At 69.5% G+C, this 12,614-nt stretch carries 12 protein-coding genes and 1 pseudogene; 5 read left to right on the top strand and 8 right to left on the bottom strand.

The genetic code is table 11. From position 1 onward, the window contains the following. Nucleotides 1–45: 45 nt before the first annotated feature. Nucleotides 46–1,395, bottom strand: coding sequence for an SGNH/GDSL hydrolase family protein (locus tag ABD366_RS35370; protein ID WP_324770101.1), 1,350 nt, complete (start codon nt 1,393–1,395; stop codon nt 46–48). A 556-nt stretch (nt 1,396–1,951) separates the two neighbouring features. Between ABD366_RS35370 and ABD366_RS35365 the strand changes: the two genes are divergently transcribed. Then, a complete protein-coding gene (locus ABD366_RS35365) occupies nt 1,952–3,163 on the top strand; it encodes a DUF445 domain-containing protein (RefSeq protein ID WP_324770156.1) in 1,212 nt (403 codons plus the stop codon). Nucleotides 3,164–3,342: 179 nt separating this feature from the next. Further along, complete coding sequence (locus ABD366_RS35360) at nt 3,343–4,824, top strand: MFS transporter (protein WP_324770102.1); 1,482 nt, start codon at nt 3,343–3,345, stop codon at nt 4,822–4,824. On the opposite strand, the gene ABD366_RS35355 is transcribed toward ABD366_RS35360, so the two are convergent. Beyond that, nucleotides 4,821–6,056: an MFS transporter gene (locus ABD366_RS35355; protein WP_324770103.1), complete on the bottom strand. Its 1,236-nt coding sequence runs from the start codon at nt 6,054–6,056 to the stop codon at nt 4,821–4,823. The genes ABD366_RS35360 and ABD366_RS35355 overlap by 4 nt on opposite strands. Nucleotides 6,057–6,128: 72 nt before the next feature. Between ABD366_RS35355 and ABD366_RS35350 the strand changes: the two genes are divergently transcribed. Next, nucleotides 6,129–7,127: a GlxA family transcriptional regulator gene (locus ABD366_RS35350; RefSeq protein WP_324770104.1), complete on the top strand. Its 999-nt coding sequence runs from the start codon at nt 6,129–6,131 to the stop codon at nt 7,125–7,127. A 14-nt stretch (nt 7,128–7,141) separates the two neighbouring features. Beyond that, nucleotides 7,142–7,519, top strand: coding sequence for a VOC family protein (locus ABD366_RS35345; protein WP_324770158.1), 378 nt, complete (start codon nt 7,142–7,144; stop codon nt 7,517–7,519). 29 nt (nt 7,520–7,548) lie between these two features. Here the strand turns inward: ABD366_RS35345 and ABD366_RS35340 are convergent. The 6 genes and pseudogenes from ABD366_RS35340 to ABD366_RS35315 form a co-directional block, all read right to left on the bottom strand. Then, nucleotides 7,549–7,859, bottom strand: a pseudogene (locus tag ABD366_RS35340) (hypothetical protein). 166 nt (nt 7,860–8,025) lie between these two features. Next, nucleotides 8,026–8,499, bottom strand: coding sequence for a carboxymuconolactone decarboxylase family protein (locus ABD366_RS35335; RefSeq protein ID WP_324770105.1), 474 nt, complete (start codon nt 8,497–8,499; stop codon nt 8,026–8,028). A 110-nt stretch (nt 8,500–8,609) separates the two neighbouring features. Beyond that, nucleotides 8,610–9,557 (bottom strand): hypothetical protein, encoded by a 948-nt coding sequence (locus tag ABD366_RS35330; RefSeq protein ID WP_324770107.1) that lies wholly within the window; start codon nt 9,555–9,557, stop codon nt 8,610–8,612. Between the two features lie 541 nt (nt 9,558–10,098). Next, on the bottom strand, nt 10,099–10,629 hold the full coding sequence (locus tag ABD366_RS35325) for a DUF6879 family protein (protein ID WP_411293733.1): 531 nt from the start codon (nt 10,627–10,629) through the stop codon (nt 10,099–10,101). A gap of 37 nt (nt 10,630–10,666) precedes the next feature. After that, the gene (locus ABD366_RS35320; protein WP_324770109.1) at nt 10,667–10,891 is read right to left on the bottom strand and encodes a DUF397 domain-containing protein; all 225 of its coding nucleotides are present in this window, start codon (nt 10,889–10,891) and stop codon (nt 10,667–10,669) included. Then, nucleotides 10,888–11,736 (bottom strand): helix-turn-helix domain-containing protein, encoded by an 849-nt coding sequence (locus ABD366_RS35315; protein ID WP_324770110.1) that lies wholly within the window; start codon nt 11,734–11,736, stop codon nt 10,888–10,890. The genes ABD366_RS35320 and ABD366_RS35315 overlap by 4 nt, the downstream gene beginning before the upstream one ends. A 194-nt stretch (nt 11,737–11,930) precedes the next feature. Between ABD366_RS35315 and ABD366_RS35310 the strand changes: the two genes are divergently transcribed. Next, on the top strand, nt 11,931–12,569 hold the full coding sequence (locus ABD366_RS35310; RefSeq protein WP_324770112.1) for an ATP-binding protein: 639 nt from the start codon (nt 11,931–11,933) through the stop codon (nt 12,567–12,569). The last annotated feature ends 45 nt before the right edge of the window (nt 12,570–12,614 follow it).

Here is a 12,614-nt window from a genome sequence, read left to right as displayed (position 1 = left end):
CGGAGTTCGACCCCGGGGCCCGATCCGCCGCCCGGGCGCCGGAGGCTAGAGCTCGGCGCCCGTGGAGCCCTTCAGGGAGGTCAGGTCGAAGGACTCCGCCATCCGCTCGTACCCCGCGTCGCTGGGGTGCAGATGGTCGCCGGAGTCGTAGCGCGGGAGCAGCTTGCGCGGGTTGTAGGGGTCGCGGAGCGCCTTGTCGAAGTCGACGTAGCTGTCGTAGACCTCGCCGCCGCGGATCGCCGCGTTCACTCCCTGGCGGACGGCCTCGAGGTGCGGCTTGTACCCGCGGTGCCCCTGGAACGGCATGAGCGTCGCGCCGATCACGCGCAGCCCGCGGGTGTGCGCCTGCCGGACCAGCTCGCGCAGGCCCGTCGCTATCTGGTCGGGGTCGGTCTGCTGCGGGTTGCGCAGGATGTCGTTGATCCCGAGGTCGATGACGACGGCGCGGACCCCGGAGCGGCCGAGCACGTCCCGGTCGAAGCGGGACAGGCCGCTCGGGTTGTTGGCGGGCCGGCCGAGACCGTCGGACAGGACGCGGTTGCCGCTGATGCCCTGGTTCACGACGCCGTAGCGCGGGGCACCCGACTCCGTGCGCAGCCGGTCGGCCAGGAGGTCCGGCCACCGGACGTTGGCGCCCATCGTGGAGGTGATCCCGTCGGTCAGCGAGTCACCGAGAACGACGACGGTGCCCTCCGCCTCGTGGCTCAGCACGTCGAGCGCGGTCAGGTACCGCCAGTACGGGCTCTGCTCCGTGTACTGCGCGCCGCTCGGGTCCTCGGTGCGGTCGCCCTGGGCCACGTAGGACATCTGCCGGGCCTGCGGGTGGTAGGTGACCGGTCCGGACGGTGTCGGCGAGTACGTGGTGACGAGCATGTCCGCGTCGCGGGGGACCGCGAGGCGCGCGGCGTCGCTGATGACCTGCTGGCCGGCCGGGATGACGACCGAGGTGTTCCCGGAGAACGTCAGCCGGCGGACCGTCCCGGCCAGCGCCGTCGGGTTGTTGGGCGCCGAGGCGACGGCGACGGAGGCGTGCGTGATGCTGAGGGGCTGCTGCCCGTACAGGTTGGAGAGGGTGATGCGGGCACCGGTGCCGCCGATGCTGGTGTGCACGATGTTGCGGATGGAGCGGCCGAAGAATCCGCCCCCGGACTCCGTCCCGGAGGTGCCCCCGGCTTCCGTGCCGGGTTCGGCGCCCGCCGGGGACGCGGACCAGCTGCCCACCCAGGTACCGGTGGACGCGGGAGCGGCGGAGCCGTGCGGGTGGGCGCCGCCCGCCTGGACGGAGCTTTCGTCGTCGCGCAGAACGCCGGAGAAACCGACGTAGATGGCGGCCGAGATCACTACGACGATCGCGACGAGCGCGGCCAACAAGGCATAACCGTGACGCCTGGCCATGCGGTGTGTGTCTCCTCGGGCAGGGGGAGCCCGAGGCTCCGATGTGATGAACCCATGATGCGGCATGGGTCAGGACCGTCGAACAAGGGGGCCGACACTGCCCCCCTCCGCTCCATCAGACGCCGGGAACTTGTCGAACGTTCCGGGAGTAGGTCGTAAAGGGACAATGTGTGAGGGGAATGACAGTGACGGGCGTACGACGACGTACGGACGCGGAGCGGACGACGACCGGGACGGAGCAGGCCGGATGGCCGGTGGCGTAGAGAACGGCGCGGAGAGCGGCGCGGGGCGCGGCGCGGTGAGCGGTGCGGGTGAGACGGGCGGTTCGTCCGTGGCGGGTGGATCGGGTGAGCCGGCGTCGACATCGGCCGGATCGGGTGCGTCGGGGTCGCCGGGGCCGGGCGTGTCGGCGGGATCCGGCCCCGGGTCCGGGAAAGCGGGTGCGTCGGCCGCCGGGCGGTTCGCCCGGGCGGCCGCGGCGCAACCCCGTCCCGCCCGCCGCTTCACGGGTGAGTTCAGCCCGGCCGACGAGGAGAAGCAGCGCGGTGTGCGCCGGATGAAGCTGACGGCGACCGGCCTCCTGGTCCTGGTCGCGCTCATCTACGTACTGGCGACATGGGCGGGGCACTCCGGCGCGGGCGCCTGGGCCGGTTATGTCGCGGCGGCCGCGGAGGCCGGCATGGTGGGAGCGCTCGCGGACTGGTTCGCGGTCACGGCACTGTTCCGCCGACCCCTGGGCCTGCCCATCCCGCACACCGCGATCATCCCGACGAAGAAGGACCAACTCGGCGTATCTCTCGGCGAGTTCGTCGGGGAGAACTTCCTCTCCGGCGACGTCGTACGCGACCGGCTGCGCGCCGTCGGCATCGGCTCCCGGCTCGGCGCCTGGCTGGCGGAGCCCGAACACGCGGACCGCGTTACGGCGGAACTGGCGACGGCCCTGCGCGGCGCGCTCACCGTCCTGCGCGACTCCGACGTCCAGGCGGTGGTCGGCGAGGCCATCACGCGCCGCGCCGACAACGCCGAGATCGCCCCCGGCATCGGCAAGATGCTGGAGAAGGTCGTCGCCGACGGCGGCCACAAGCGCGTCGTCGACCTCGTCTGCACGCGCGCCCACGACTGGCTGGTCCTGCACTCCGACTCCATCACGGACGCGGTGCAGGGCGGCGCCCCCGGCTGGACCCCCCGTTTCGTCGACAAGCGGGTCGGGGAGCGCGTCTACAAGGAGCTGCTCCGCTTCGTCACCGAGATGCGGGACATGCCGGAGCACCCGGCGCGCGGCGCGGTCGACCGTTTCCTGCGGGACTTCGCGGGCGACCTCCAGTCCGACACCGACACGCGGGCCCGGGTGGAGCGCCTGAAGTCCGAGGTCATCGGCCGCTCCGAGGTACAGGACCTGATCGCCTCGACCTGGTCCGCGGTCCGCTCGATGATCGTGGCGGCCGCCGAGGACGAGCGCAGCGAGCTGCGGATGCGCGTACGGGCGTCGCTGCTCTCACTCGGACAGCGGATGGCGACCGACCCCAAGGTGCAGGCCAAGGTCGACGGCTGGGTGGAGGGTGCGGCGGTGTATGTCGTGACGACGTACCGCGCCGAGATCACGTCCCTGATCACGGACACCGTCGCCGGCTGGGACGCCGAGCACACCTCCCGCAAGATCGAGGCCCACATCGGCCGCGACCTGCAGTTCATCCGGATCAACGGAACGGTGGTGGGGTCGCTGGCGGGTCTGCTGATCTACACGGTTTCGAGGGGCTTCGGGGCGTAGGTGCCTGGCCGGCGGCGCGGTGGCCCTAGGTGGCCGGCCTTTTCCGTGAGCGCGGCCTCTCGATGGCCGAGTGCGGGGGCGTGGTCGAGTGCCGGTGCGTCGCGGCTGGTCGCGCAGTTCCCCGAGCCCCTTACGGGGCACACGTACGACGTCCATTTCCCTCAAAGAGGAGGGCGCTCATGTCCGTGCAGCACCAAAGGCCCCGCCCACCAGCCCCCGGCACGATCAGCACAGCCGTCCCCGCCCGCCTGGACCGCCTCCCCTGGTCCCGCTGGCACTGGACGGTCGTCATCGGACTGGGCACCGTCTGGATCCTGGACGGCCTCGAAGTCACGGTCGTCGGCAACATCGCGGGCCGCCTCTCCGAGTCCGGCAGCGGCCTGCCGATCTCGTCCGCGCAGGTCACAGGCGCGGCCGCCGCGCTGTACGTGGCCGGTGCCTGCATCGGAGCGCTCTTCTTCGGCTGGCTCACCGACCGGTTCGGCCGCAAGAAGCTCTTCCTCCTGACCCTGGCGGTCTACCTCGCGGCGACGGCCCTGACCGCGTTCTCCTTCTCCACCTGGTGGTTCTTCGTCTTCCGGTTCTTCACGGGCTTCGGCATCGGCGGCGAGTACGCGGCCATCAACTCCGCGATCGACGAACTCATCCCCTCCCGCTTCCGCGGCCGCGTCGACCTGATCATCAACGGCAGCTTCTGGCTCGGCGCGATCGGCGGTTCGCTGCTGTCGATCGTCGCGCTGGACACGAGCCTGTTCGCGAAGGACGTCGGCTGGCGCCTCACCTTCGGCCTCGGCGTCGTCCTCGGTCTGGTGATCCTCCTCGTACGGCGCAACGTCCCGGAGAGCCCCCGCTGGCTGTTCATCCACGGCAGGGGAGAGGAGGCCGAATCGCTGGTCACGGACGTCGAGGAGAAGGTACGTAGCGAACACGGCGGCCGCGAACTCCCGCCACCCGCCGGGAAGATCACCATCCGGCAGCGCAAGAGCATCGGCTTCGGCGAGATCGCGCGTACCGTCTTCCGCCAGTACCCGCGCCGCACCACCCTCGGCCTCGCGCTCTTCATCGGGCAGGCGTTCCTCTACAACGCGGTCACGTTCGGCTTCGGCGCCATCCTCACCACGTTCTTCGACGTGCCGACCGGCTCGACCGGCTACTACTTCGCGATCATCGCCGCCGGTAACTTCATGGGCCCGCTGCTGCTCGGCAAGCTCTTCGACACGGTCGGCCGCCGGGTCATGATCTCGTCGACGTACCTGCTCTCCGGACTGCTGCTGTTCGGTACGGCCTGGCTCTTCGACCGCGGGTCGCTGACGGCGACGACGCTGACGGCCTGCTGGTCGGTCGTCCTGTTCTTCGCGTCGGCGGGCGCCTCCAGCGCGTACCTGACCGTCTCGGAGATCTTCCCGATGGAGACGCGCGCGATGGCGATCGCCTTCTTCTACGCGGTCGGGACGGCGGCCGGCGGCATCAGCGGACCGCTGCTCTTCGCCGACCTCACCGCGAGCGGCAAGGTCGGCGACACGGTCCTCGCGTTCCAGGTGGGCGCCGCGCTGATGTGCCTGGCGGGCCTGGTCGCGGTGGCGTTCGCGGTGCGGGCGGAGCAGAAGTCCCTGGAGGACGTGGCGCGACCGCTGTCGGAGGTGTCGCCCAGCTCCCCCTAGACCCGGTCGATCACTTGGGCGGTAGCGGGCCGAGTGCTCCCGTGATCGATGCGCCCGCGGTCGATGCTCCCCCGGTCGATGACGAGCGAGAGCAGCGCCGCCACCGCGCACAGCACCCCCGCCCCCACCCACACCAGGTCGTACGAGCCGAAGACGTCCCGCACGGCGCCCCCGACGTACGCCACCGAGCCCGCCCCCACCTGGTGCGCGGCGCTGACCCAGCCGAAGACGACCGGGGCGCCGGTGCCGTAGTGCGCGCGGCACAGGGCGATCGTCGGCGGCACCGTGGCGACGTCGAGCAGTCCGAACGCGACGGTGAACGCGACGAGCGGCGGATCGACGGTCGCGCTCAGCAGCAACGGCAGCGCGAGCAGGCTGAGGCCGCGCAGCGCGTAGTACGCGGCGAGCAGCCGGCGCGGGTCGAGGCGGTCGGTCGCCCAGCCGGATCCGACGGTCCCGGCGATGTTGAAGATCCCGATGAGGGAGAGCAGCGACGCGGCGACCGTCGTCGGCATGCCGTGGTCGTGCGCGGCGGGCGCGAAGTGGGTCCACATGACGCCGTTGGTGGAGGCACCACAGACGGCGAAGGTACCGGCGAGCAGCCAAAAGGGGCCGGAGCGCAGGAAGTTGACGTTCCTGAGACTGTGGAGGGCTACGGGTGCCGCTCGCGGCTCGGGGTCGCGTACGGCCGCGTACACGAGAGGCAGTGCGCCCGCGACGGCGAACACGAGCCCGTAGGCGGCGGCCCGCCACCCCCACGCGTCGATCACCCACGACAGCAGCGGCAGGAACACGAACTGCCCCACCACACTCGCCGCCGTGAGCAGCCCCGCGACGAGCCCGCGCCGCGCCACGAACCACCGCTCGGTGACGGTCGCCGCGAACGTGGTGGCTGTCGCCCCCGTCCCGAGCCCGACCAACACCCCCCAGTAGAGGATGAACTGCCAGGGCGCGGTCATGGTCGTGGCGAGCAGCGCCCCGCCGCCGACGAGCCCGAGCGCGCCGACAGCGACCTTCCGCATGCCGACCCGGTCCATCAGCGCTGCCGCGAACGGTGCGGTGGCCCCGTACACCACCATGTTCACCAGCGACCCGAGCCCGACGGCCGAACGCGACCACCCGAGTTCCTCGTGCAACGGGCCCACGAGCAGCCCCGCCAGCGTGCTGAACGCACCGGCGACGACTATGGCGAGAGCGGCCCCGGCGGCGACGACCCACTTCGTGCTGTTCATGCCTACGACGATCCGCCGGAGGGCTCGGCCGGGACGACTGGCCAGACGGACACGATGTGAAAGAATCTGGCCATGAGCAGTCGTGGGCGTGGGAAGAAGACGTCGGCCTCGGGCTCGGCTTCGGTGGCGGTCCTGGTCAGGGACGGTGTCCTGCCCATGGAACTGGGCCTGGTCCACCAGCTCTTCGGCACGGCCCGCGATCCCGCGACGGGGGAGCGCCTCTACGATGTCCGCACCTGCGCCCCGCGCCCCGGCCGCATCCGCACGGACGCCGACTTCCCGATCTATGCGGAGCACGGCCTGGAGACGGTACGGCGTGCGGACACGGTCCTGGTCCCGGCCTCGCACGAGACGGACGAAGGACTCCGACCGGGCTCCCTGGACCCCGACTTGGCGGATGCCCTCCGGTCGGCGCGCGGCCGGGTGGCGTCGATCTGCACGGGTTCGTTCGTGCTGGCGGCGGCGGGTCTGCTGGACGGGCGCAGGGCGACGACGCACTGGATGTCGTCGGACCGGTTCGCCCGTTCGTTTCCGCAGGTGGCGGTCGACGCGGACGTCCTCTACGTGGACGAGGGCCCGGTGCTGACCTCGGCGGGCGAGGCGGCCGGCATCGATCTGTGCCTGCACATGATCCGCGCGGACCATGGTGCGGCGGTCGCGGCGGAGGTGGCGCGCCGCACGGTGGTTCCGCCGCACCGGGAGGGCGGGCAGGCGCAGTACATCCGGCGCCCGGTGGAGGAGCCCGGCGTGACGTCGACCTCCGGCTCGCGCGCCTGGGCCCTGGAGCGGCTGGCCGAGCCGCTGACCCTCGCCGAGCTGGCGGCGCGGGACGCGATGTCGGTCCGTACGTACAACCGCCGCTTCCGGGAGGAGACGGGCCTGACGCCGATGACCTGGCTGGCCCGCCAACGCGTCGACCGGGCCAGGGAATTGCTGGAGCGGACGGATCACACGGTGGACCGCGTCGCGGCGGAGACCGGTTTCGGCACGGGCACGTCGTTGCGCCAGCACTTCCAGACGGCGGTGGGTGTGTCGCCGAGGGCGTACCGGGCGACGTTCCGGGGACGATGAACCGCATGACTGAGATGAACGAAGCCCGCAGGGCCGTACCGAACGTGGCAGTGGACGGGGAGGAGTCCCTGGCGGCGAACCGTGCCTTCTACGGCGCGCTCGGCTTCGAGGAGGTCATGGATCTCGGCTGGGTGATGACGATGGCGTCGCCCACCCGGCCCACGGTCCAGATCAACTTCATCGAGCAGGGCGGCCCCGCCTTGGTCGTGCCGGACATGAGCGTGGAGGTGAGCGACGTCGACGCGGCGTACGCGGCCATGCTGGCGGCGGGCGCGGAGATCGTCCGTGACCTGCGGGACGAGGAGTGGGGCGTACGCCGCTTCTTCGTACGGGACCCGCAGGGGAAGGTGGTGAACGTGGTGGCGCATGCGGCTGCGCCGGGCGGTTCCTGACCGGGCCGGGACCGGGGCCGGGGCCGAGTTCAGGCGGCCCGGCGGTCCACCAGCACGTAGGAGGCGGCGGCCACGACCCCGGCCGCACCGAACACGGCCGGCCAGGCTCCGACCTTCTTGGCCAGCGGGTGCGACCCGGCGAACGCGGCGACGTACGCCCCGGTCAGCACCCCCGCGACCGTCCCGCCCGCGGTCCGCTTCCACTGGTGGCGGCGGCCGCTCCGGCGGCGGCGAGCACGACGCCGCCCAGCTGCCGCTTCTTGGTGAACCGTGCGGTCGCGTACCCGCCGACGAGACCGGCGGCGGCGATGGGGGCGGTAGGTATACGTGTGGCGGCCATGGAATCCTCCGGGCAGGTCGGCAATGTCGCCGCGGGCGTCCTTCGACGCCATTTGAGCGGCTATGAGACTACGGCGCTACGAGGCTACGCCGCGGGCCGCGGCACATGGCCGCGGCCCCACCCCTGCCCGCTGACGGTTGATGTTCGGCGTCCGCCGATCCGGTACTCAGCCGAACATGCCGGGCTCGTAGTCACCGGCGGGCGTCTGCGCGATGACGTTGAGCCGGTTGTAGGCGTTGATGACGGCGATCAGCCCGGCGAGCGCGACGAGCTGGTCCTCGTCGTAGTGCTTCGTGGCGTTGGCCCACGCCTCGTCGCTGATGCCACCGGCGGCGTCGGCGATCCGGGTGCCCTGCTCGGCCAGCTCGAGGGCGGCCCGCTCGGCGTCGGTGAAGACCTTGGCCTCGCGCCAGGCGGCGATGAGGTTGAGGCGCTGCGTGGTCTCCCCGGCGTGGGCGGCGTCCTTGGTGTGCATGTCGGTGCAGAACCCGCACCCGTTGATCTGGCTGGCCCGGATCTTCACGAGCTCCTGCGTGGCGTGCGGCACCCCGGCGTCGGAGACGACCTTCCCGGCGGAGTTGATGTGCCGCATGAACTTGCCCGCGAGCGCGTTGCCGAAGATGTTGAGTCGAGCTTCCATGGTGTGCTCCCTGAGCCGTCGTACGGCCCTGTACTGCGGCCGTTTCGTGGTTACACCCCTTTGACGGGGCGGCCCGGGAATGTGTGACAGGTGTGCGGGTGTGACCTGGGTCACGCGGGCTGGAGAGCTGCTTCTGGGTGAAGCTGCGGGTGGGGCTGCCAGACGACCGGCGGGTTGGCCTGCGTACGCGTCTCAGGGCTGCACTCCCGTGATCGGCATACCCCTGTCTCCTGCCCCCACGGCAACGGATCCCGGCACTTCGGACACTCGTAGACCCGCCGCCAGGCCCGCCTCCGCTCAGGCCGCTTACGCGTGAGCCGATCCGAGATGAGGCGGGCCGCCGAATACACCTTGCCTGGCAGCCCGGCCGTGACGGCATCCACGACCTCGGCGGCGGACGCCCCCCGCTCCAGCCACACGGCAACCTCGGGCACCAGCTCCCGCACCCCTCGCTCAGACAACCGCAACCGGGAATCGACGTCGGCGAGCCGCCGCAGGATGCGGGCACCTTCGGCGACGTGGGGGTTGTCGGCGTGCGGGTCGTGTGTGGGTGGGCGCAGGTCTGTGGCGGCCTCGGCGGTCGCGGCACCGGCGGGGGCGCTCGCGGGCGGGGCTGCCGGGGCGGGAGGGCAGGGAGGGTTCTTTTCCCCGTCCTTAAAGGAGTTCATCTTCCCGCCAGGGAAAAACGTGCCCGATTCCCCGGTTCCCACCCGCCCGGGAACCGGCTCACTGACAACGGGAGTTCGGGGACTCGGTGCGGCCCCCGGAACCTCGTACACATCAACGGAGGAGACGATCCGCCGCGTATCTTGCTCCCGCTCGGTCTGAGTGACCCAGTACCCGAACTCCCGCAGCTCCTTCACGGCCTTGGCCACGGCGATCCGCCCCTGCAAGAACCCATCGCTGAGGGTCCGCACGTTCACGGGCGCGCCGCTGGGCAAGGACAGGACGTAGACGAGGATGCCGCGCGCAGTATGAGACAGACGCGGATCGCGGAGGGCCTTGTTGTCGATGACGGTGAAGTCCCGCTCATGCCGAGGCATACGATGAATCTGCATGGGGAGTGTGGCTCCTTGTGCCGGACCCCCGGAGGTTGCAGCCTCGCGGGGGTCACCTGTGTGAAGTTCTATGCGCGTTCAGTGACCGCACTGTTGCGGAGAGTGGCACAGGTGGCCCGCTACGAGCAAACTCAGGCCAACGCTCCCAGCAGCCCCAACTCGGCCACTCGTAGCCAGACTTAAGAACCACAACCACAGAACAACCCGCACTCGCCCCACCACAGGGAGCGGCGCTGAAACCCGAAGAGCCTCTCCCCGCAGAGCCGACCCGTGCCCCTTCCACACACAAACCGCAACCCAAGAAAGTCAGCCCCCACCGGCGGAGAGCAAACTCCGAACCGGCGGCAGGCCACAGCAACCCACCACACCCACCGGCCACGCAATCCAAAACAGACACCCACCGTCCCGCACCCAACTTCGACTACCGCAACCACCCCACCGGCGCGAGCGCCGGACCCAAACCCCCACCACCTGCTCACCCGGCACCGAACCGCACCGGGGCACCCGCTCAGCCGCCCAGCGCTTAGCTCCATCTGCTCTGTCAGGACAGCTTGTACTCACTGTGCGGGACCGCGCGCTCCCACACCGCCTCGAAGGCAGAGGAGCACATGCGGACCAGAGCCGTGCAGGTCGCACGCTCCTCATCTCCGTCCGGCGACAGTTCGCCGTCGCCGCCGAAGTGAAGGAAGACCACAAGCTGATCGTCGAACACCCAGAAGTCGTTCCCCGGCATTGCGAGGTCCGACGCCCGTCGCCGAGGCAGCCACCGAACCTCCTCGCCGGCCCGAACGTTGGCATCCGTGACGTGATGCTCGAAGCGGACGTAATCCGACTCCGGAACAGAGCAGATCCGCGCCCGCCGCACCCGAACACCGCGCTCCATGGTCTCGGACATCAACCTCAACCACGTACGGACAGCCGGATCGTTGTCCTCGACCCGGTCGCGCTCACCGGCCCGCCAGGCCTGATAGCTCGGGTCGGACTGCATGTAGGAATCCCGCATCTCAAGGTGCACTGCGGACCGCTCGGCCAAGCGGAAGAGGTCACTGAACGTCGGCTCCGCCGTCACCATGCACCTCCGGGAAGAAGCTGACCATCTACTTCGAGGTCTAGGAAGCCGTTTGGAAGCCAGTCACGAAGTTGGCCCAGGCCCTCGCCCCGACGGTCAGTACTCCATCGCCTGCGCGCTTGGAATCCCGGACGAGTACGCCGCCACCGGATCCAACGGCGCACTCCAGGCACTCGCCCCCAGCGCCATTGCTGTAGGACGACTTGAACCAGTCACATATGAGGTCCTCCGAAGCGGTGCCGTACTGGGCGTGGTTCGCCGTCATCGTGTGTACTCCTTGACGATGTTCTTGATCAGTTGAAGTGAGCGTTGCGGGCTGAGAGCTGCTGCTCTGAGTGCGTCGAAGGCGCGCGTGTACTCGCGGACATGGTGCTCCCCTTCGAGATAGACCGCATCTGTGATGCCGTCCTTGTAGACGATGTCGGGATCTTCCTGGTCAGGAAACCCGAGGATCGTGAAGGGGCCGGTCACGGGCCGAGTTCCCGAGTCGAAGGGCAGCACCTGCACGGTGGTGGAGGGCAGCCCACTAGCGTGCACAAGGTGTTCCAGCTGGTCGCGCATGACTGCTTGATCGCCCACGACGTTGCGCAAGGAACCTTCGCTGAGGATGAACCAAGCGTCTGGCGCATCCTTCCGCGTCAGCATCTCCTGCCGCTCGATACGTACGCGGATCGCTCGCTCGGCGTCGGCGAGCGTCATGTGTGAGCCACTGACATGGAGCTCTGTGACGTACGTAGGCGTCTGCATGAGGCCAGGAATGACCTCGCATTGATACTGGCGGAACGAGGACACCTCCTGCTCCAAGCCGACGTAGATGTTGAACCACTCAGGCACGCCCGAGCCGTGAACTTGCCACCACCCTTTGGTTTTTGCCTGCCTGGCGAGGGACTTAAGGAACTCCCGCATCTCGTCGCTGGTCTCGTAGAGCCGACACAGCGCCTCGACGTCGGACGGCTGTACGCGCCCGTGGCCGGTCTCCATCCGATTCACCTTGGAACCGCTCCAGTCGACGGCCGCGCCCACCTGGGCGCAGGTCAGACCACTGGCCTCACGGAGCTTCTTCAGCTCGATCGAAAGCCGCCGACGCCGTGCGGTCGGAGATCCAGCCATGTCGCACCACCTCCCTGCTAGCGGCTCTCAGTCTCCGCGCCAAGACGTGGGCCTGCCAATCACTCGATAGTGGGAATCCCGTTCTGCAAATTGCACGAGGGGATCAGATGCGGTCACGCTGTGTTGCATGGGGTGGCGACGAACTCGTCTCCTCGAAGCGGGAGTTGTTGCACCTCTACGGAGAGGACGAGCCTGTGCTCCAGCAGAACTGTGTATGCCGAAAGCCCTGGGAGCTAGCCTTCACAGCCGAGCCCGAAGAACTGGCCGGCCTGCGCCGTATCGTGCGGTTGCACCTCATGAATTGGGGCCTGCACGATCTCGTCGACCACGCGCAACTGTGCGTGACGGAAATGGTCTCCAACGTCATCACGCACGTGGGCACCGGCACCCCCACCGAGCTGAGCATGTTGATGAACGGTGCCTTCCTCCGCATCGAGGTCCAGGACCCGGATCTGCGGGCGCTTCCCACGCTTCTTCACGCTGCGGACGACGATGAGAGCGGGCGGGGCATGAGACTGCTCGATGCGGTGTCTGTCCGATGGGGCGTACTGATCAAGGCCGACCGCAAGGTGACGTGGTGCGAGCTGGCCGCTGGGATTGATGCCCCGGAAGGGCACGTTCGCAACGCCGCTGTGGACAGAGCCGAAGAGCTGCTTCAGATGTATGGAGTGGCTGGACTAGTAGATGCGCGGTCGGAAACGCGTGTGGACAAGTTGGTAGCGGTCGCGTTGATCACGGACCTGCTCTGCTGGGCTAGTGCCCACGGGTACGACGCGGACGAGGTTCTGGAAAGCGCCGAGGCTCGTCTTGGTCGAGAAGGGCCGCGTCGATGAGGTGATGAGCCGCTGACTCTAATGGAGTTGAGGGAGGGCGCTTGG

It is taken from the genome of Streptomyces kunmingensis, from assembly GCF_039533535.1.
Classification (GTDB): Bacteria; Actinomycetota; Actinomycetes; order Streptomycetales; family Streptomycetaceae; genus Streptomyces; species Streptomyces kunmingensis.
The sequence above is the reverse complement of the archived record's forward strand: the minus strand, read 5'-3'. Positions and strand labels throughout refer to the sequence as shown.